Source organism: Microbacterium proteolyticum, from assembly GCF_014192415.1.
GTDB lineage: Bacteria > Actinomycetota > Actinomycetes > Actinomycetales > Microbacteriaceae > Microbacterium > Microbacterium proteolyticum.
In genome coordinates this window covers 795,107-816,220 of sequence record NZ_JACHXY010000001.1, presented here as the reverse complement: position 1 = coordinate 816,220, position 21,114 = coordinate 795,107, and the positions used below count along the sequence as shown (strand labels likewise).

The 21,114-nt window shown below is 69.7% G+C and carries 14 protein-coding genes; all 14 read left to right on the top strand.

Annotation, left to right across the window (positions count from 1 at the left end):
* The first annotated feature begins 47 nt into the window (after window positions 1–47).
* Window positions 48–1,184: a serine/threonine-protein kinase gene (locus FHS07_RS03830; protein WP_183418543.1), complete on the top strand. Its 1,137-nt coding sequence runs from the start codon at window positions 48–50 to the stop codon at window positions 1,182–1,184.
* Window positions 1,181–7,120: an Ig-like domain-containing protein gene (locus FHS07_RS03825; RefSeq protein WP_183418542.1), complete on the top strand. Its 5,940-nt coding sequence runs from the start codon at window positions 1,181–1,183 to the stop codon at window positions 7,118–7,120. Before FHS07_RS03830 ends, FHS07_RS03825 begins: the two co-directional genes overlap by 4 nt.
* Before the next feature lie 48 nt (window positions 7,121–7,168).
* Window positions 7,169–8,134 (top strand): AAA family ATPase, encoded by a 966-nt coding sequence (locus FHS07_RS03820; RefSeq protein WP_183418541.1) that lies wholly within the window; start codon window positions 7,169–7,171, stop codon window positions 8,132–8,134.
* Between the two features lie 46 nt (window positions 8,135–8,180).
* The gene (locus tag FHS07_RS03815) at window positions 8,181–9,557 is read left to right on the top strand and encodes a DUF58 domain-containing protein (RefSeq protein ID WP_183418540.1); all 1,377 of its coding nucleotides are present in this window, start codon (window positions 8,181–8,183) and stop codon (window positions 9,555–9,557) included.
* Entirely contained in the window at window positions 9,554–12,082 is a 2,529-nt protein-coding gene (locus FHS07_RS16790) for a transglutaminase TgpA family protein (RefSeq protein WP_343054597.1), read from the top strand. The genes FHS07_RS03815 and FHS07_RS16790 overlap by 4 nt, the downstream gene beginning before the upstream one ends.
* Window positions 12,079–13,794 (top strand): DUF5684 domain-containing protein, encoded by a 1,716-nt coding sequence (locus FHS07_RS03805; protein WP_183418539.1) that lies wholly within the window; start codon window positions 12,079–12,081, stop codon window positions 13,792–13,794. The genes FHS07_RS16790 and FHS07_RS03805 overlap by 4 nt, the downstream gene beginning before the upstream one ends.
* Window positions 13,791–14,564 carry a hypothetical protein gene (locus tag FHS07_RS03800; protein ID WP_183418538.1) on the top strand — a complete coding sequence of 258 codons (774 nt, stop codon included), beginning with the start codon at window positions 13,791–13,793 and terminating at the stop codon, window positions 14,562–14,564. Before FHS07_RS03805 ends, FHS07_RS03800 begins: the two co-directional genes overlap by 4 nt.
* 353 nt (window positions 14,565–14,917) lie before the next feature.
* Entirely contained in the window at window positions 14,918–15,286 is a 369-nt protein-coding gene (gene rpsL / locus FHS07_RS03795; RefSeq protein ID WP_013584051.1) for a 30S ribosomal protein S12, read from the top strand.
* Between the two features lie 5 nt (window positions 15,287–15,291).
* Window positions 15,292–15,762 carry a 30S ribosomal protein S7 gene (rpsG, locus tag FHS07_RS03790; protein ID WP_055833595.1) on the top strand — a complete coding sequence of 157 codons (471 nt, stop codon included), beginning with the start codon at window positions 15,292–15,294 and terminating at the stop codon, window positions 15,760–15,762.
* 92 nt (window positions 15,763–15,854) lie between these two features.
* Window positions 15,855–17,969 carry an elongation factor G gene (gene fusA, locus FHS07_RS03785; protein ID WP_183418537.1) on the top strand — a complete coding sequence of 705 codons (2,115 nt, stop codon included), beginning with the start codon at window positions 15,855–15,857 and terminating at the stop codon, window positions 17,967–17,969.
* 160 nt (window positions 17,970–18,129) lie between these two features.
* Complete coding sequence (tuf, locus tag FHS07_RS03780) at window positions 18,130–19,323, top strand: elongation factor Tu (protein ID WP_055959340.1); 1,194 nt, start codon at window positions 18,130–18,132, stop codon at window positions 19,321–19,323.
* Window positions 19,324–19,481: 158 nt separating this feature from the next.
* Window positions 19,482–19,700, top strand: coding sequence for a hypothetical protein (locus FHS07_RS03775; protein WP_183418536.1), 219 nt, complete (start codon window positions 19,482–19,484; stop codon window positions 19,698–19,700).
* 435 nt (window positions 19,701–20,135) lie between these two features.
* Entirely contained in the window at window positions 20,136–20,444 is a 309-nt protein-coding gene (rpsJ, locus tag FHS07_RS03770) for a 30S ribosomal protein S10 (RefSeq protein ID WP_013584016.1), read from the top strand.
* Window positions 20,445–20,452: 8 nt separating this feature from the next.
* A complete protein-coding gene (gene rplC, locus FHS07_RS03765) occupies window positions 20,453–21,112 on the top strand; it encodes a 50S ribosomal protein L3 (RefSeq protein WP_055959336.1) in 660 nt (219 codons plus the stop codon).
* The last annotated feature ends 2 nt before the right edge of the window (window positions 21,113–21,114 follow it).

The window sequence follows — 21,114 nt, the reverse complement described above, 5'->3', positions numbered from 1 at the left end:
GGTCGTTCGCCAGTGGTGTCGCGGACGCATCGTCCGGAGGGAGCTCGATGCCGCAGCGGCTCCCTTCGTCGCCACCCATCCTGCCGGGGCTCGCGTACATCCGTCCCCTCGGCTCGGGTGGCTTCGCCGACGTCTTCCTCTACGGGCAGGACATGCCCCGCCGCGACGTCGCCGTGAAGGTCCTGCCCAGCGACGTCCGAGATGCCGATCTGCTGCGCATGTTCAACGCCGAGGCCGACGTGCTCGCTCACCTGTCGGCTCACCCGTCGATCGTCACGGTGTACCAGGCGGGGATCTCGGCCGACGGCCGGCCCTACATCGTCATGGAGTACTGTCCGGGCTCGCTCGCTCAGCGTTTCCGTGTGGAACGGATGCCGCTGGCGGAGGTGCTGTCGATCGGCGTGCGCATGGCGGGGGCGCTCGAATCAGCGCACCAGGCGGGCCTCATCCATCGCGACGTCAAGCCGAGCAACATCCTCGTCACCACCTTCGGTGCCCCCGTGCTCGCCGACTTCGGCATCTCCTCCTCGCTGGTGCGGCAGGGGGCCGACGAGATGCTGGCCATGTCTGTGCCGTGGAGCGCGCCCGAGATCGTCGCCGAGCAGACCGCGGGAACCGTCGCGAGCGAAGTGTGGAGCCTCGGGGCGACCGTGTACTCGCTGCTGGCCGGACACAGTCCGTTCGAGCGGCGCGAGAAGGGGCAGAACTCGCGAGAGCAGTTGCGCCGCCGCATCGCGCGGGGGTCGTACACCGACATCGCCCGCGCCGACGTCCCGGCGGCCCTGCAACGGGTGCTCGCACGGTCGATGTCGCGCAACCCCTCCGATCGACATGCCAGCGCCCGCGAGCTCGGCGAGGCGTTGCAGACGGTGCAGGCCGAGATGGGCCTGCCCGCGACGCCCCTCGAAGTCCCCGCCGCAGAGTGGGCGCCGGCCGCCCGTTCCGTCGACTTCGCCGACGGAACGCTGCGGGGACCGGCCCGCTCGCACATCGAGCGCGAGGGCTCGCGCAAACACCGCGCCTCATCGGGGGTCGCCGGCTACGCCCGCGACGAAGACACCGGCATCGCCGCACCCCCGTCGAAGACGTTCCACCCGCTGCCCTGGGTGCTCGCGGCGGCCACGGCTGCGACGGCGGGCGCCGTCGTCGTGGCGGCCCTCCACGCCACGGGCGTGCTCCGATGAAGCGCAGCACCGTCGCAGGCCTGACCGCCGCCGCGGTGTCGGCGGCGCTGGTCGTGACGGCGAGCGTCGTCTGGCCCGGGCTCGACGCGCAGCAGACGCCCGAGGTCGACACTTCCGTCTGGGCGCTGCAGACGGGCGACGGCCAGCGCTATGCCCGTGTGAACACCGCTGTCGGCGAGCTCGACACCGTCCGCACCGCGGGTAATCCCAGCCAGGTGGCTCAGTCCGGCGACGGCGCGTACCTCTTCACCGACAGCTACAGCAAGCTCACCCGCATCGATGAGGCGCTGCCCGTCGATCTGCAGGAGGAGCAGCTGCAGGCCGCCCCCGACACACCCCCGGGGACGACGTCCGTCGTCACGGCGGGCGACTACGTCGTGTACCGCACCGATGCCGGGGCGCTCTTCGCCGGGCGACTGAGCCGCGCCGGTCAAGCGGCCGTCGAGCTCGACCCGTTCGGTGCCGAGGGCGACGATGACGCGGCCGCCTACGCGGCCGATGCCGTCGCCCTCGATGACCGGGGGATGCTGTTCGCCTACTCGTCGGCTGACTCGTCGGTTCTGCGCTACGACATCGAGTCCGATGAGGTCAGGGGCCGCGACGACCTCGACGTCGACGTCGCGGCGCCCGTCATCTCGGCAGCGGGCGACACCTGGGTGCTCGTCGACGCCGAGGCCGGTCGCGTCTGGGTCCGAGGGGGCGACCCCGTCGACATCGAGACCGGCGACCAGGTCGTGGTGGGCGATGCCGACCCCGACGCCCGTGCCGTCTACGTGGCCGACGATCGATCACTGTGGACGATCCCCACCGACGGCTCCGCGCCCCGGCGCGAGATGGGCGGCGGCGGCAACGTGCTGGGGCAACCCGCTCGACCGGTCTGGCACCAGGGTGTCGCCTATGCCGCGTGGCTGCTCCCGGGCGAGGCGCGCGGCACGCTGTGGCGATCCGACCAGGGCGAGACCGGTCTGGACTACGGCGGGGCGACGATGCCCGACCAGCGTCGACCGGTCTTCGTCGCCACCTCGCACGCGGTCATCCTGAATGAGACGCGGACAGGCTGGGTATGGACGGTGCCCGATGGCTCGCTCGTCCCCTCGAGCCAGAACTGGTCGCTGGACGACCGGACCGAGCAGACGGCGGTGCAGAGCGAGGAGCAGCTCAGCGTCGTGCTCGACCCGAAGCCGCCGATCGCCGAACCGGACTCGTTCGGCGTGCGTCCGGGGCGGCTCGTCACGCTTCCCGTCCTGCTGAACGACCACGACCCCAACGAAGACGTGCTGAGCATCGTGGGCGAGAGCGTGACGGGCCTGGACCCCGGCTTCGGATCCCTCTCGCTGACCGACTCCGGACAGCGACTCGCGGTCCGGGTCTCGCCCACGGCCGTGGGCAGCGCGACATTCACCTACGCGGTGACTGACGGCACCGCGGCAGATGGGCTGACGTCCGCGCCCACGACGGTCACGCTCGCCGTGTCACCCGCCGACGGCAATGCGGCGCCGGTGTGGTGCGGTGTCAGCGCCTGCCTGCAGCCCTGGCCCACCCCCGAGGTGGCCCGCGGGGGCACCGTCACCGTCCCCGTCCTCTCCGGTTGGGTCGACCCCGACGGCGACCCGCTCCTGCTGCTCTCCGTCGAGAACCCGGGCGGTATCGGCACTGTCGCCGCGACCCCCGGTGGCGACATCGTCTACCAGCACGCCGACGACGGATCCGGCGGCGAGCAGAACGTCGAACTCGATGTCACCGTCGCCGACACCCGCGGAGAGACGACCACCAAGCCCCTCCTCGTCCGCGTGGCGCCCGACCCGGCGCTCTCCGTGCAGTCCTTCGCCGTCGTCGACACCGTCGATTCGTCGATCTCCATCGACGTCGGCCCCCACGTGACGGGCACCGCGGGTGACATCTCGCTGGCCTCCGTCCGTGTCGTCGACGGCGCTGCGGCGACCGCCACGGTCATCGGCGGCAGCACCGCGTTCGAACTCACCGCGGCGCAACCGGGCGTCTATCGCGTCGATTTCACCGTCAACGGGGGAGGCCGAGACGCGAACGGGACGACGCGCATCACCCTGCTTCCCGCCGATGCCCCGGCGCAGTTGTCGACCGCGCCCGTGGTGGCCTTCGTCCGGCCGCAAGAAGATGCGACCCTCGATGTCTTCCAGGCCGTCTCCAATCCGACGGGACGTGTGCTGCTGCTGAGCGACGTCGACGTCGACGCCGAAGAGGGCGCGTCGCTCACCGTCGACACGGTGGGCCAGAACGACCTCCGCGTCTCGGGGAGCACCGCCGACGGTGCGGCCGGCCTCCTCGGCACGGTGGGCTACACCGTCAGCGACGGCACCGACGACGACGGTTCGCAGGTGACGGGGGAGGCGACGGTCTATCTGCTCCCTCCGGCGCCCGAGATCGCGCCCATCGCCGTCGACGACACCGTGACCGTCCGCGCCGGCGCACAGATCGACATCCCCGTGCTCGACAACGACATCTCGCCCGCGGGCGGGCGTCCCACGCTCGATCCCTCGAGTGTCCAGGCCACCCCGGCCGCCGACGGTCTCGCCTTCGCGTCCGGCGGTCTCCTCCGCTACTTGGCGCCGACGACGCCGGGCGCCTACGAGGTGGCGTACCGCGTGTCGACGACCGGGACGCCGTCGCTGTGGGACGAGGCGACGGTGCGCATCACCGTTCTCGGCGACGACGCGAACCGCGCGCCGCTCCCGGGAACGCTCGAGGGGCGCGTGCTCAGCGGGGGGACGACCTCGATCGACTTCGACGCCTTCGCCGTCGATCCCGACGGCGACGCCGTGACGCTCGACCGCATCGTGACGCAGCCCGAGCGGGGGACGGCATCCGTGTCGCCCGACGGGGCGTCGATCCTGTATTCCTCCCTCCCGGGGGACCGCGGCCAGGTGTCGCTGCGCTATCGCGTGTCCGATTCCGCGGGCGCGACCGGAGAGGGCACCGTCCGCATCGGCGTGCTGGATGCCGAGGCGAATCCGAGCCCCATCACCTTCACCGACTACGTGCAGGTGCAGGCGGGCGCCGACCGTACCGTCCGTGTCAGCCCCCTCGCGAACGACATCGATCCCACCCAAGGCCGTCTCGCCCTCACCGGCGTGCGCCCCGATCTCCCCGAGACGCTGGTGGACGGCAGCGACAACCCGGAATACGAGCGCCTCGACGGCTCCATCGGGGCCGTGTCCGATACCGCCGTCGTCCTCCGCGCGGGCGAGCAGCCGGGCACCCTCTCCTTCCTGTACGACGTGACGTCGGACTCCGGCAACACCGGCCGCGGTTTGATCGTGGTGAAGGTCGTGCGCGAGAACGTGCCCGACTATCCCGTCGTCACCGACACCGTCTTGACGGTGGAGAACCGCGACGACTTCGCCGCCGGTGTCGACGTGATCGCCGGCAGGGCTACGTGGTCGGGCGGCGAGGTGAGCGATCTCGACGTGACGCTGTGGGGCGATCCGGTAGACGTGCAGGTGGACGGCCGGCGCATCTCCGGCGCACTCCCGGCGACGCGCCGGGTCGTTCCGTTCGCCGTCACCGGGAGCGTGGGCGGCGCCGACGTCACCACGTACGCCTTCCTCCGAGTGCCCGGCGACGACGACCTGAGCCTCTCGCTCCGACCGAACGCGGCACAGCGGGTCGACGAGCTCGCGTCCGTCGCGTTCGACATGGCATCCCTGGTCGCCCTCCCTCGCCGTGCCACGCTCGAGGTCGGCACCGACGTCACCCCCACGGGTATCCGCGACGAGGCGAGATGTACGGTCGCCGGGTCGGTCGTCACCTACGACGCGGGCAGCGGCTCACCGTGGACCGACGCGTGCCGCGTTCCCGTACGGGTCGCGGGCAGCGAGGAGTGGACGGTGCTGTCGGTGCCGATCGGCGTCGTCGCCCGCAACCCTCAGCCCGAACTTCGGCCGGGCGCACTCACCGTCGGGCCGGGGGAGACGGCCACCTTCGACCTGCGCAACATGACGTCGTGGCAGCTGGGTCGCGAAGACGCGGGAGGCGTGCGCTATGCGCTGGAGTCCTCCGGCTCGGCCTTCGCGGTGTCGCTCGACGGATCCATCGCGACCGTGACGGGTGACGACCGCGCCCTGCCCGGGACCGAGAACGCCGCCGTCGTGTCGATCACGAGCCATGAGGCGGTGGCGCCGGCACGTCTCGTGCTGCGTGTGGGCGCTGCGCCATCCACCCTCCCCCAAGGAGGCACCACGTCGTCGCAGTGCTCCCAGGCCGCGGGGACGAGCTGCACCATCGACGTCATCGGCATCCCGGGCGAGGTGAACCCTCTTCCGCGGACACCGCTCGAGGTCGTGGCGGTCAGACCGACGGCCAGCTGTACGGGCGTGAGCTTCTCCGTCGCATCGCCGACGAGCGTCACGGCCTCGTGGAACGACGACACACCGGGTGCATCGTGCAGCGCCGGCGTGACCCTCCGCGATGCGCAGGGACGCACGACCGCGTCCACCCGCGACGCCCGCGTCACCCTCGACCTGCTGGGCTACCCCCGCTCACCGGCCAGCGTGCGCCAGACCGCATTCGCCGATGGTTCGTTGACGCTCCGCGTCGATCCGGGGGAGGCAGGACGCGCGTATCCGGGCCTCTCCGGCTTCACGGTGCGTACGGGTGGACAAACCGTGGGCCAATGCGCGCCCGACGGGTCGTGCCCGCCCATCTCGGCCCCGAACGGCGAGCAGCGGGAGTACGTCGTGACCGCGGTCAACGCCGTCGGGGAGTCCCGGGGGGCGGTGCGCACGACCGGTTGGGCGTACCGCCCGCCTGCGCAGCCGCGGGAGCTGGCGTTCACGCCTGTGCAGACCGGCGGTGAGGGCAACGTCGCCGACCTGATCGTCAGCGGTGTCGACGGGTCGGAGACGGGCGCGCTAGAGATCTCCAGCCCGGTCGGCGAAACCGTCCGCGTCGATGTCGGGCGCAATCAAGACGAGGTGCCGGTGCGCCGCTTCGTCGTCGGATCCAACACCGCCACCAGCATCACCGTCCGCCCGATCTCGCGATTCACCCTGCCGCCGGGACTCGGCGGCGCGTCGAACGGGAGCGAGCTCGTCGGCACCGCGCACGGTGTGGGCGTCGCGCAGAACCTCGTTCTGAACCTCACGTCGCGTTCGACGGGCAACCAGCAGTCCACCGTCGTCGCCGAGGGCTCGGCCCAGCCCAACGGTACCGACGTCGAGCTGAAGTACGACATCTCCGAGGGGCGGTCCCGATGCCAGCCGACGTCTGATTCCGCGCGCGAGGAGTTCCCGAACCGCAACGACGGCGAGAGCTACGACTACACGCTCTGCGTCGAGACGTTCTTCCGTGGCGAGTCCTACGGGGCGGTCGGCGTCAAACAGAGCCTGAACGTCGCGCAGAACGACGCCGCGCCGGAGGGCTACACGTTCCGCGTCAACCCCGATGCAGACGTCAAGGACAACACCGCGCGCTGGTTCTTCGATCGCAAGATCGAGGCGGGCACCCCGCCGCCGCGCAAGAACGAGGTCGTGTACGACAACTGGAACCCCGGGTCCACCGTGTTCGGCCGCGACCCGAACATCCTCGTCTACTTCCAGCACGAAGTATGGGGCACACGGTCGCAGCCCGGCCTGGTGCAACCGTCACGGGGAAGCGCTCCCTACCAGGTGCAGGCGTCGTGGAGCATCGCCAGCTGCGAGGGCGGCGGCAGACTCAGGGCCGAGGGCACCGCGACCAATGGCGAGGGCACCGTGACCCCCAGCTACCAGAACGTCGTCTATCGAGACGCGAGCGGGACGCAGCTGCCGACGAACCCGGAAGACCCGGCCCTCGTTCCGGTCGGTGCGACGACCGTCGACCGCGTTGGCGCCACCGTGACCTGGGCCGATCCGGCGTGGAATCTGAACCCGAAGACCGTCGAGTTCGCCGGCACCTGCCGACCCGGCACGCCGACCCCCTGATAACCGAGCCGTCCCGGCATCCCTCCCCTTACAGCCAAGGAAGACGACATGACGATCACCCAGGAGCAGGCCACCTGGTTCGCCCAGACCTTCTCGCAGATCGCCGACAACGTCGAGCGCGCCGTCCTCGGCAAGCGTCACGTCGTCGAACTCGTACTGACGGCCATGCTCAGCGACGGTCACGTGCTGCTCGAAGACGTCCCCGGCACGGGCAAGACGTCGCTCGCGCGCGCCGTCGCGCAGTCCGTGCAGGGCACGAACACGCGCATCCAGTTCACGCCGGATCTGCTTCCCGGCGACATCACCGGCATCACCGTCTACGACCAGAAGACCGGCTCGTTCGAATTCCACACCGGTCCGATCTTCGCCAACATCGTGCTCGCCGACGAGATCAACCGCGCGAGCCCCAAGACCCAGTCGGCACTGCTGGAAGTCATGGAAGAGGGCAGCGTCACCATCGACGGCGTCTCGCGCCAGGTGGGTGTGCCGTTCCTCGTGCTGGCGACGCAGAACCCCGTCGAACAGGCCGGGACCTACCGCCTCCCCGAGGCGCAGCTCGACCGGTTCCTCCTGCGTACGTCGCTCGGATACCCCGACCACGCCGCAACCGTCCGCATCCTCGACGGGGCGGCTGTCGCCACCGCGGAGCTGCACGCCGTCATCACCCCGCAGGCACTCGTCGGCATGGCCGACCTCGCGGCATCCGTGTATGTCGACGCTCTCGTGCTCGATTACATCGCCCGCCTCGTGGATGCCACCCGCACGGCCGACGAGGTACGGCTGGGCGTCAGCATCCGTGGTGCCCTCGCCCTGACCCGGGCGACGCGTGCCCGCGCGGCCGCGAAGGGCCGGACGTACGTCACTCCCGACGACGTCAAAGCCCTCGCCGTCGCGGTGCTCTCGCATCGCCTGATCCTCCACCCCGAGGCCGAGTTCGACGGGGTCACGCAGGAGGCCGTGATCGGCCAGGTCCTGCTCGACACGCTTCCGCCCACGCAGCGCGAGAGCGCGTGACGATGGCCCGCATCCCCGCGGTCCGTCCGGCGACGGGAGGTGACGCATGCCCGATGCCGGTCTCACCGAGTCGCGCCTGACGCGAACGTCCGCCGGCACGCTGCGGACCGGCTCGCGCACGTCGGTCACGTCGACGTCGGTCCGCCGTCAGCGCCGGATCGTGCGCGCCGTGGTGCGGGCGACGGAGCTGTGGAGGGCCCTCACCGATTCCGTCGTGATGACCGCGCGGTGGGCCGGTCGAACGGTGCGCCCGGCCGGCGCCGTCGTGGTCGCCGCCGCCACGATCGGTCTCGTCCTCGGCATTCTGTTCGGATGGGTCGAGTGGATGGTCGCGGGAGCTGCCGCGTTCCTGCTGCTGTTGATGAGCGTGCCGTTCCTCTTCGGTGCCCGCGCCTACGACGTCGACCTCACGCTGGAACACGAGCGCGTGGTCGCCGGCCATGGGGTGACGGGCCGGATTGTGGTGCGCAACGACGGTGCGCGCGCCGCTCTCCCCGGACGACTCGACATCCCGGTGGGGCGCGGGCTCGTCGAGTTCGGCGTGCCCTTCCTGCGTCCGGGACATGCGACGACGGAGCCGCTGCAGATCCCTCCGCTGCCCCGCGGCGTCGTCCGGATCGGTCCGGTGACGACCGTGCGGAGCGACCCGGTGGGGCTGTTGCGGCGCGAGCACGCCTTCCGTGACGTGCACGACCTCTTCGTGCACCCGCGCACCGTCGGCCTTCCCTCCACCAGCGCCGGGTTGATCCGCGACCTCGAGGGGAGCGCGACGCGGCGCCTCGTCGATGCCGACATGTCCTTCCACGCCATCCGCGAGTACGTCCCCGGAGACGCGCGCCGTCAGGTGCACTGGAAATCGACCGCCAAGACCGGGCGCCTCATGGTCCGCCAGTACGAGGAGTCCCGTCGCTCCCGCATGGCGGTCGTGCTCGCCGCGGCGACGCCGGAGTACGCGGATGCCGATGAGTACGAGCTCGCCGTCTCTGCGGCCGCTTCTCTGAGCCTTCGCGCCGTTCGCGATGCCCGCGACGTCGACGTCGTCACCGGTTCCGAGATCCCCCGCGTGGTGAAGGGGCGTCTCCGCGCGATCCGTCGCCTTCCGGTGGCGTCGCCGCGGGCGATGCTCGACGGCTTCAGCGGCCTCGATCGGCACGACAACACCATGCCCGTGGAAGACGTCTGCCGCCTGGCATCCGAGGCCGGCGAACGCCTGTCGATCGCGTTCGTCGTCGTGGGCTCGGCCGTGCCTCTGGCGCGCCTGCGGCACGCGGCCCTGGCTTTTCCCGTCGACACCGCCGTGGCGGCCGTGATTTGCGACGAACGCGCGCACCCGCGCATGCGGAGCGTGGCGGGCCTCACGGTGCTGACCATCGGTACGCTCGACGACTTGTCAGGGCTGCTGGTGCGGGGAGCTGCGTCGTGAGCGCGCGCCGTGACGCGCGCCCCACGGCGGGCGCTCGCGATCCGTCGGCGACGCCCCGCGTGGCCGCCGGCGCGATCTACACGGCGGTGTGCGTCGTCCTCGCCGCGGTCGCCGCGTGGCCGGTGTACGCGACGGGCGCGTTCCTCCTGCTCGTCGCGGTCTCCGCCGTCGTCGGGGCGGGGGTCGTCGCCCTCGTCTCCCGGCGAGCCGGGGGAGGGTGGACGCTCGCGGCCGCGCTCGCGGCGGCTTTCGCCGTGCTCGCCGTCCCTTTGGCGGTGCCGTCGCGGATGACCTCGTTCCCCGAGGGGATCAGGGGCCTCGGCGAGGCCTTCGCCGGCGTCGTCGTCGCGTGGAAAGACCTCGTCACCGTCGACCTGCCGGTCGGGGCCTACCGCAACCTGCTCGTCCCGGCGCTCGTCGTCTTCCTCGTGGGCACGGCCGTGACGCTCGCGCTCTCGGTCCGCTCCGACCGTCGAGCACTCGCCGCCGTGGTTGCGGGCTCGGCCATGACCGGGTTCGGGCTGTTCTTCGGCCGCAGTGCGACGAGTGCTGCGCTGTCGATCGGACCGGTCGAGGTCGCCGCGCCGGTCGAGACGGCGGTCGGGCTCGGAGCACTCCTCGCCGCGGTGCTGTGGCTGGCCTGGCGCGCCCGCGAGGAGCGTGTCCGCGCACTGTCGCGGGCGAGCGCCCGGTCCGCCGTGAACGTCGGGCGGGGGCCGTCTCTCGCCGACCGCCGACGAGCAGCTCTCGGCGTCGCCATGCTCGTCGTCGCGGTGGTCGTGACCGTGGCCGTCGTCCCCTGGGCGGCGCGCGATGCGGACCGCCGCGTCCTCCGGTCGGTGACCGGACCCGAGCGCCAGATCGCCGAGGCGGTGAGTCCGCTCGCCGCCTACCGCGCCCTGTTCTCGGACGCCCGCTCCGACGACGTGCTGTTCCGCGTGTCGAGCCCCGGCGACGCGGATGCCGCCCGGCTTCCCGAGCGCATCCGCATCGCCACGCTCGATGCGTACGACGGCGAGATCTTCCGCGCGTCCGGCGATTCGGGGGGAGGCTTCGTCCGACTGCCGTCGTCCCGCGACGCCGGCGAGGGCCGTGCGGTCGACGCCGATGTCGAGATCGTGGACCTCGATGGGTTGTGGATGCCGACGGCCGGGCGTCTGTCGGAGGCGACGTTCGACGGCGAGCGTCGCACGCTGCTCGCCGATCGGTTCTACTACAGCGCCGATGAGCAGGCCGGCGTGCAGATCGCCGACGGCGGCTTGCGCTCGGGCGACCGGTACCGCCTCGACGCCGTGGAGCCCGAGGGCGCCGACCTCGCGTCGCTCTCGCCCCCCGGTGTCACCGCCGGGACGGCCGGCGGTGACAACCTGCGCCGGTGGGTGGAGCAGAACGCCTCGGGGTCGGGAGGGGCGGCGCTGCAGGGGCTCGTGCAGCTGCTCCGCGAGCGCGGCTATCTCAGCCACAGCCTCGCCCTCGAGGGATCCGCACCGCCGAACTGGACGCAGGACCTGCCGGGCTACCGACTCCAGCCGAGTGCCTCGGGCCACTCGGTCGCCCGTATCGACCGCATGTTCGAGCGGCTGCTGGAGCGTGAGGACGATCCGCGCGCCGCTGCGTCCGACAACTTCGTGGCCGCGGTCGGCGATGACGAGCAGTTCTCGGTCGCGACGGCGCTCATCGCCCACGAACTGGGATTCCCCGCCCGCGTCGTGGTGGGGGCGCGCTTGAGCTCGACCGACACCTCACTCTCGACCTGCGACGCGGGGGAGTGCCGGGCACGCGATGTCAGCGCGTGGACCGAGGTGCAGGGCTCCGACGGTCGCTGGACGCCGGTGGACGTGACGCCGCAGTGGGAGAAGTCGCCGAGCCTGGAGGTCACCCAGCAGCAGGACCCGGAGAACGTCACCGAGGTCCGGCCGGACACCGTCGAAGAGGTCGTCCCGCCGGAGCCGGTGCAGGAAGACGATGCTCTCGATGACGACGAGCGCGCCGACGACGGTGTCGATCTCGCCTGGCTGTGGGCGCTCGTGCGGGTCGGCGGCATCGTGATGCTCCTGCTCCTCATCGTGTTCGGGCCGTTCCTGACGGTCATCGTCGCCAAGCTGCTGCGCCGGCGCGGCCGTCGGCTCGACCCCGACCCGCGCTCGGCCATCGTCGGCGGCTGGGACGAATACGTCGACTCCGCCCTGGATTCCCGACGCACCCTGCCCCGCGCGCCGACCCGTCGCGAGGTCGCCGAGGGGCTGGCGACCCCCGGCGGGATCCGTCTGGCCGACGACGCGGATCGGGCGGTGTTCTCGCAGGGTGCGGTGACCGCTGACGACGCTGCGGCCTTCTGGCGCATCGTCGATGAGGAACGGCGCGCCCTGCGCAGCCGCCAGAGCACGTGGCAGCGGGTGCGCTCGGCCGTATCGTTGAGATCGTTCCTGGGGTTCCTCGCCCCAGGCCGTCGGCGGCGGAGGCCGCCGCACCGCGACGAGAGGGGGAAGCGTTCCACCGTCCAGGTGGAGCGCGACACGACATGACCGATTCGACGATGGTGGTTCTCGGGGTGACGTCGCTCGCGCTCGTCGTCGTGCTGTACGTCTGGTTCGCCCTCGCCCTGGCGGCGATGTTCCGCAAGATGCACGAGCCGGCGTGGAAGGCCTGGGTGCCGGTGCTGAATGTCGCGACCGTGCTCCAGCGGGGTGACTTCTCGCCGTGGCTCGTGCTGTTGAACATCGTGCCGCTCTTCGGCGCGATCGCGTTCTTCATCGTCTTCGTCGTCGCCGTCCACCGCATCACGACGGCCTTCGGCGCCGGTGCCGGGCTCACGGTGGTGGGTGCGCTGTTCCCGGTCGTCTGGGCCAGCATCCTCGGGTGGGGCTCGGCGCGGTGGTCGGGCCACGAGGGTGCCGGTCGTGTCGAGGAGCGCTCCGGGCCGTTCCGGCGTGGTAGCGACGATGCTCCGGCTTACGTCCCGCTCGTGGGCGGATGGACCCCCGATGCCGAGGGCGCATCGGACGCGCCGGGGTCCGCGCGGAGCCGGTGGACTCCGGACGCCGATGGCGCGACGAAGGCGCCGAGTTCGGCGCGGAGCCGCTGGACCCCGGATGATGCGGGCGTGACGGAGCCGCCCGGGTCCGAGCGCGGCGGAGCGCCATCCGTCCCCCTCTCCGAACCGGTGGTGATGCCGTTCGCCGCGCCCTCGGTGTCGCTGGCCGATGCGGTTCCCTCGCCCGCCGACTGGTCGCCCCCGGTTGATCGGGCGCCTGCGGTCTCCGCCGATCGCGAAGGCATCGACGACGATGCGCGTCTCGGACGATCCGGCGCCGTGCCCGACACGTCGGTGTCGGAGGTTCTCGACGCGCTGCGTCACGACCCCCGTCGTGGCTCGGGCGGTCCCCGCCGCGGTCTCGCGGTGGATGCGCTCCAGGGCATGTCGGCCGCTCGCATCGAGGAGACGCCCCCCGCCCCGGAGGGGTCGCCCCGCACTCCCGCGGCCGGTTCGACCGTCGACGGAGCGGCCGAGGGCGACGAACCCCCCGCCTCCCCGAGGCGCGGTCAGCCCGACGACCGCGAGGGGGCGGGCGCGGATGCAGAGCCGCCCGTCGCCCCGTGGGTCAGCCCATCTCGGCGATCGCAGCGATCTGCCGGCGAGCCCGCGGTACCGATCGCCGACGTCCCCCTCACGCGTCCCTCGCCCGAGCCCGTGGCGGCTTCGCGCCCGTCGGTCGTCGCGCCCGGTGAGGAGTTCCCCGAGCTGTCCGAGGCGGTGTCGGCCGTCGCCGAGCTGCCGGAGGCGGGGTCCCCCCGGTCCGCGCGCACGTCGGTCTCGACCCTGTTCACGCAGTCCGAACTGCCCACCATCGACGACGATGATGTCGATGCGCTCGATCACACCGTCGTGACGCGTCGCAAGCGCATTCCGTGGATGCTGGTGCCCCCCGCGGGTGCTCCGGTGGCGCTGACGTCGGGAGTCGTCATCCTCGGGCGACGGCCGGGACCGGATACCGAGCACCCGGACGCGCAGCTCGTCGCAATCTCGGATGAGACGCGGACGGTCTCCAAGACGCACGCGCGCCTTCAGCTGCGCGGCGAGGTCTGGTACGTCACCGACCTCGATTCCACGAACGGCGTGTTGTTCGCCACGCTCATGGGCACCGAGGTCGAAGCGCCGCCGGGGGAGGAGATCGAGGCCGGAGAACGGTTCTTCCTCGGCGACGCGGAGGTGCGGTTGACGCGGAGCGACGGGTGAACGATCCCGACGAGCACGACGACGACCCCGACGGCGTCACCCTCTGGTCCGGCCGCCTGCGCCCGTGGCCGGTCGCACCCGGGCCCGACGGGAACGAAGACGACACGGTCGGCATACGCCGGACCACGCCCGGCGGGGACACCGCGTCGTCGCGCGAAGCCGAGCGCGACGAGACCGCGTCGTCCTCGCCGCCGTCTCCCGATGTCGACACGGCGCCGTCCTCGCCGCCGTCTCCCGATGTTGACACGGCGCCGTCCTCGCTCGACGACGTCGCGCCGCCGTCGTGGCCCGACGCTGACACGGCGCCGTCGCGCTCGCGGAGACCACCGGCAGGGTCGGGACGGTCGCTGCCGGGGGACACGCCGACGATCCCCGCCGCGATCGACGACAGTCTCTCCGCGTCCGTCGTCGACACCTCGACGGTCCCCCGCGCGGGTGTCGAGCAGCGTCTCTCGGCATCCGTCGCCGACACCGAGGCCGACGCCCGCCCCCGTGGCATCCGGAGGCCCGTCCCCGTCGCCGACGGCGAACCGCCGGGGGAGCGCCAGGCCCGATCACCGGTCGCGCTGCACCGTGAGTCCTACGCACCGCGCGTCGACGAGCCCGCGAGGGTCGCGCGGGCCTCCACCGTCGGCACGGCCCGGTCGGGCGACGCCGCGGTCGTCCACCCCCGGCGGTCGCCGGGCCGGGCGCGTCTCGTCGTGTTGACAGCCGCGATCATCGTCGTCGTCGTGCTCGCAGCGCTCGGCGTCGCGCTCCTGCTCGGGTAGGTGACGGCATCCGACACCTCCTGGGGTGACCGCTCTCGCGAATGTTTGCCGCACCCCAGGAGAACGCGTATCATTGAGTGGGTGTGCGTTCACGCGCGCCGTGCGCCATGCCCTCGGGCGTGTCACGCGGATCAACGCTCGCACCATCTCAGGGATCGACCTGCGAACAGGTCGCCCCCACGGCATATCCACCACGAATCGCGCCAGATCATTCTGTCGCGGGGTGGATCACACGTGAGCCCGACACGTCATGAATCGAAAGATGAGCGACATGCCGGGGGAGACACGACGCTGTCACCGTGCAGCACCTGGGTGGGACCGAGAGGTACTCCCCAGCCAATCAAGGAGAGAACGTGCCAACCATTCAGCAGTTGGTTCGCAAGGGCCGCTCGCCGAAGGTCTCGAAGACCAAGGCTCCCGCGCTGAAGTCGAACCCCCAGCAGGCCGGCGTGTGCACCCGCGTGTACACGACGACCCCCAAGAAGCCGAACTCGGCGATGCGCAAGGTCGCTCGTGTGAAGCTGCGCAACGGCACCGAGGTCACCGCCTACATCCCCGGCGAGGGCCACAACCTGCAGGAGCACTCGCTCGTGCTCGTCCGCGGTGGTCGCGTCAAGGACCTCCCCGGTGTCCGTTACAAGATCGTCCGCGGTGCGCTCGACACCCAGGCTGTCAAGAACCGTAAGCAGGCTCGTAGCCGCTACGGCGCGAAGAAGGGCTGACCCAGATGCCTCGTAAAGGTCCCGTCACCAAGCGCCCGGTCGTCAACGACCCGGTCTACGGTGCTCCGATCGTCAGCCAGCTGGTCAACAAGATCCTCGTCGACGGTAAGAAGTCGATCGCAGAGTCGATCGTCTACACCGCCCTCAAGGGTGTCGAGGCGAAGAACAGCCAGGACGCCGTCGCCACGCTGAAGAAGGCGCTCGACAACGTCCGTCCCACCCTCGAGGTCAAGAGCCGCCGCGTCGGTGGCTCGACCTACCAGGTTCCCGTCGAGGTCAAGCCGCACCGCGCGAACACCCTCGCGCTGCGCTGGCTCGTGAGCTACGCGAAGGGTCGTCGTGAGAAGACGATGACCGAGCGTCTGCAGAACGAGATCCTCGACGCCTCGAACGGCCTCGGTGCCGCGGTCAAGCGCCGCGAAGACACCCACAAGATGGCCGAGTCGAACCGCGCCTTCGCGCACTACCGCTGGTAACAGCTCCCTCTTCGACGGGCTCGGGCGGCCGACCCGGCCCGCGAGCCCGTCGAAGATCCCACGACATCCGCCACCACACGTAAGGACATCCCGTGGCACAAGACGTGCTCACCGACCTCACCAAGGTCCGCAACATCGGCATCATGGCGCACATCGATGCCGGCAAGACGACGACGACCGAGCGCATCCTGTACTACACGGGAACCAACCACAAGATCGGCGAGACGCACGACGGCGCCTCGACGACCGACTGGATGGAGCAGGAGCAGGAGCGTGGCATCACGATCACCTCCGCTGCTGTCACGTGCTTCTGGGACAAGAACCAGATCAACATCATCGACACCCCCGGGCACGTCGACTTCACCGTCGAGGTGGAGCGCTCCCTCCGTGTGCTCGATGGCGCTGTGGCCGTCTTCGACGGCAAAGAGGGCGTCGAGCCCCAGTCCGAGACCGTCTGGCGTCAGGCCGACAAGTACAACGTTCCCCGTATCTGCTTCGTCAACAAGATGGACAAGCTGGGCGCGGACTTCTACTTCACGGTCGACACCATCATCAACAAGCTCAAGGCGAAGCCGCTCGTCATCCAGCTGCCCATCGGCGTCGAGAACGACTTCATCGGTGTCGTCGACCTCGTCGAGATGCGCGCTCTGGTCTGGGCGGGTGACGCCAAGGGCGATGTCACCATGGGTGCCAAGTACGACATCCAGGAGATCCCGGCCGACATGGCCGACGTCGTCGCGAAGTACCGCGAAGAGCTCCTCGAGACCGTCGCCGAGACCGATGAGGAGCTTCTCGAGAAGCACTTCGGTGGCGAAGAGCTCACCGTCGCCGAGATCAAGGCCGCGATCCGCAAGCTGACGGTCAACTCCGACATCTACCCCGTGCTCTGCGGCTCGGCGTTCAAGAACCGCGGTGTGCAGCCCATGCTGGACGCCGTCATCGACTACCTGCCGTCGCCCCTCGACGTGCCGGCCATCGAGGCGCACGACCCGAAGAACGAAGAGACGATCATCGAGCGGCACGCCGATCGTGAAGAGCCCTTCACCGCGCTGGCCTTCAAGATCGTCACGCACCCCTTCTTCGGTCGTCTCACCTACATCCGCGTGTACTCCGGTCACCTGGATTCGGGCGCGCAGATCGTCAACTCGACGAAGTCCAAGAAGGAGCGCATCGGGAAGATCTTCCAGATGTACGCCAACAAGGAGAACCCGGTTCCCTCGGTCACGGCCGGCCACATCTACGCGGTCATCGGCCTGAAGGACACCACGACCGGCGACACCCTGTGCGACTCGCAGAACCAGGTCGTCCTCGAGTCGATGACGTTCCCCGAGCCCGTCATCGAGGTCGCGATCGAGCCCAAGACCAAGGCCGACCAGGAGAAGCTGGGTCTGGCGATCCAGAAGCTCGCCGAGGAAGACCCGACGTTCCGTGTCGAGCAGAACAACGACACCGGCCAGACCGTCATCAAGGGCATGGGCGAGCTGCACCTCGACATCCTCGTGGACCGCATGAAGCGCGAGTTCAAGGTCGAGGCCAACGTCGGCAAGCCGCAGGTCGCGTACCGCGAGACGATCAAGAAGACCGTCGATCGTCACGACTACACGCACAAGAAGCAGACCGGTGGTTCGGGTCAGTTCGCCAAGATCCAGTTCGCGCTCGAGCCCCTCGAGGTCACGGCCGACAAGATCTACGAATTCGAGAACAAGGTCAGCGGTGGTCGTATCCCCCGCGAGTACATCGGACCCACCGACCAGGGCTTCCAGGACGCCATGAACGTCGGCGTGCTCGCCGGCTACCCCATGGTCGGCGTCAAGGCGATCCTCCTCGACGGCGCTTCGCACGACGTCGACTCCTCGGAGATGGCGTTCAAGATCGCCGGCTCCATGGGCTTCAAGGAAGCGATCCGCAAGGCGAACCCCGTCATCCTCGAGCCGCTCATGTCGGTCGAGGTGCGTACTCCCGAGGAGTACATGGGCGACGTCATCGGCGACCTGAACTCCCGTCGTGGGCAGATCCAGTCGATGGAGGACGCCCAGGGTGTCAAGGTCGTGCGGGCGCTCGTCCCGCTGTCCGAGATGTTCGGCTACATCGGTGACCTGCGCTCGAAGACCTCGGGCCGTGCCGTGTACTCCATGGAGTTCGACAGCTACGCCGAGGTTCCTCGCGCCGTGGCCGACGAGATCGTCCAGAAGAACAAGGGCGAGTAACACCGCTCTCATGGATGCCGGGAACTCGGGTTTCCGCTCGGTTCCCGGCATCCACTCAAACTGAATACCGACTCTCTAGTAATCTGAGAACCATCCCCGCGAAGAACCGGTCGCAATCCAGTGCCCGAGACCTCGCAACCAACGTCCTGAGGAGGACCCAGTGGCTAAGGCCAAGTTCGAGCGGACCAAGCCGCACGTGAACATCGGAACGATCGGTCACGTCGACCACGGCAAGACCACGCTCACCGCTGCCATCTCGAAGGTGCTCGCCGACAAGTTCCCGTCGGCCACCAACGTTCAGCGTGACTTCGCGTCGATCGACTCGGCGCCCGAAGAGCGTCAGCGTGGTATCACGATCAACATCTCGCACGTCGAGTACGAGACCCCCAAGCGTCACTACGCGCACGTCGACGCGCCCGGCCACGCCGACTACATCAAGAACATGATCACCGGTGCCGCTCAGATGGACGGCGCGATCCTCGTGGTCGCCGCCACCGACGGCCCGATGGCTCAGACCCGTGAGCACGTTCTGCTCGCCAAGCAGGTCGGCGTGCCCTACCTGCTCGTCGCGCTGAACAAGAGCGACATGGTCGACGACGAGGAGATCCTGGAGCTCGTCGAGCTCGAGGTTCGCGAGCTGCTTTCGTCGCAGGACTTCGATGGCGACAACGCCCCCGTCGTGCGCGTCTCGGGCCTCAAGGCTCTCGAGGGCGACGAGCAGTGGGTCAACGCCATCGTCGAGCTCATGGAAGCCGTCGACGAGTCGATCCCCGACCCGGTGCGTGACAAGGACAAGCCGTTCCTCATGCCCATCGAGGACGTCTTCACCATCACCGGCCGTGGCACGGTCGTCACGGGCCGCGCCGAGCGCGGTACCCTCGGCATCAACTCCGAGGTCGAGATCGTCGGCATCCGCCCGACGCAGAAGACCACGGTCACCGGTATCGAGATGTTCCACAAGCAGCTCGACGAGGCCTGGGCCGGCGAGAACTGTGGTCTGCTCCTGCGCGGCACCAAGCGTGACGACGTCGAGCGCGGCCAGGTCGTCGTGAAGCCCGGTTCGGTCACCCCGCACACCAACTTCGAGGGCACGGCGTACATCCTGTCCAAGGAAGAGGGCGGCCGCCACAACCCGTTCTTCACGAACTACCGCCCGCAGTTCTACTTCCGTACCACCGACGTGACCGGCGTCATCACGCTGCCCGAGGGCACCGAGATGGTCATGCCCGGTGACACCACCGAAATGTCGGTCGAGCTCATCCAGCCGATCGCCATGGAAGAGGGCCTCGGCTACGCGATCCGTGAGGGTGGCCGCACCGTCGGCGCCGGCACGGTCACGAAGATCGTCAAGTAAGTCTCAGCGACTTCACTCGGCACAGGCCGGGCCTTCGGGCCCGGCCTTTGTCGTTCCCGGACGACATCGGAATCGCGGGGCTTCCGCTGGTGGTCGTGCGCACTCCACAATGAACGGGAGGTCGGCGCGTTGGTCGATCCGGTCACGAGGGAGACGTAATGAGCGGCGTGGACGACATCATCGCGAAGGGCAAGAAGCTCCTCGACGACAACCGCGGCAAGATCGAAGAGGCGCTCAAGAGCGAGAAGGCCGAAGAGGTCAGCGACAAGGTGCTCGACGGCGCGGCGGAAGCGATCAAGAAGGTCGTGCCGGCCGAGCAGCATGCCAAGGTCGACGAGGTGCGGGCCAACGTCGACAAGAACATCGGCAACGCCTGAGCCCGATCGACGACGGCGCCGTTCCCGTAGGGGAGGGGCGCCGTCGCTGTTTCCCGCTCCGGATTCTGGGGAAACGCCGCACGCGACACGCCCGGGTTTGCGACACGCCCGACGGGTCCGTAGACTAGTCCAGTTCCACATTCCGGTGCGCGCTCGGCGTGCGCCAGGATCACTGTCTCGGCAGTGCACAGGCGGCGCGTCAGCGCAGGGTCCTGGGCCGCGGGCAGCAGAACACACACCGAACCCCCTCATCCCCAACGGGATTCGCACGCGTGCGTGCGACGGGCGGGCCGGATGCCAAAGCGTCCGGTTTGACAGCTGAACAGCGGTGCAGCATCTCTCGCGCGAGCGAGGGGAAGTGCCAGGGTGCGTCAGCACCACCGTGCGTCCAATGCCCCAGGTCGGGTAAGACGCGAGAAAGAGAGAGAGCAGACAATGGCGGGACAGAAGATCCGCATTCGCCTGAAGTCGTACGACCACGCCGGGCTGGACTCGTCGGCGCGCAAGATCGTCGACACCGTGACCCGCGCCGGCGCCACCGTGGTGGGCCCGGTTCCCCTTCCGACCGAGAAGAACGTCGTGTGCGTCATCCGGTCGCCCCACAAGTACAAGGACAGCCGCGAGCACTTCGAGATGCGCACCCACAAGCGCCTCATCGACATCATCGACCCGACGCCCAAGGCCGTCGACTCGCTGATGCGTCTCGACCTCCCGGCCGATGTCAACATCGAGATCAAGCTCTGAGGTTCGACATGGCTGACATCAACTCCAAGATCTCCAAGGGCCTCCTCGGCACCAAGCTCGGCATGACCCAGGTGTGGGACGAGAACGGCAAGCTCGTTCCCGTCACCGTCATCGAGGTCGCTCCGAACGTCGTGACCCAGCTGCGCTCGCTCGAGAAGGACGGCTACAACGCCGTTCAGATCGGCTACGGCCAGATCGACCCCCGCAAGGTGAACAAGCCCCTGACGGCTCACTTCGACGCCGCCGGTGTCACCCCGCGCCGCCACCTCACCGAGGTTCGCACCGCGGATGCCGCCGACTACGCGCTGGGCCAGGAGCTCACCGTCGACGGCCTCTTCGAAGCCGGCCAGCTGGTCGACGTCGTCGGCACCAGCAAGGGCAAGGGCACCGCCGGTGTCATGAAGCGTCACAACTTCAAGGGTGTCTCCGCTTCGCACGGTTCGCACCGCAACCACCGCAAGCCCGGTTCGATCGGCGCCTCGTCGACCCCGAGCCGCGTCTTCAAGGGCATGCGCATGGCCGGCCGTATGGGTGGCGAGCGCGTGACCGTCCTCAACCTCACGGTGCACGCCGTCGACGCCGAGAAGGGACTCATGCTCGTCAAGGGCGCCGTCCCCGGTGCCCGTGGCCGCATCGTCTACGTCCGCAACGCAGTGAAGGGTGCCTGAAC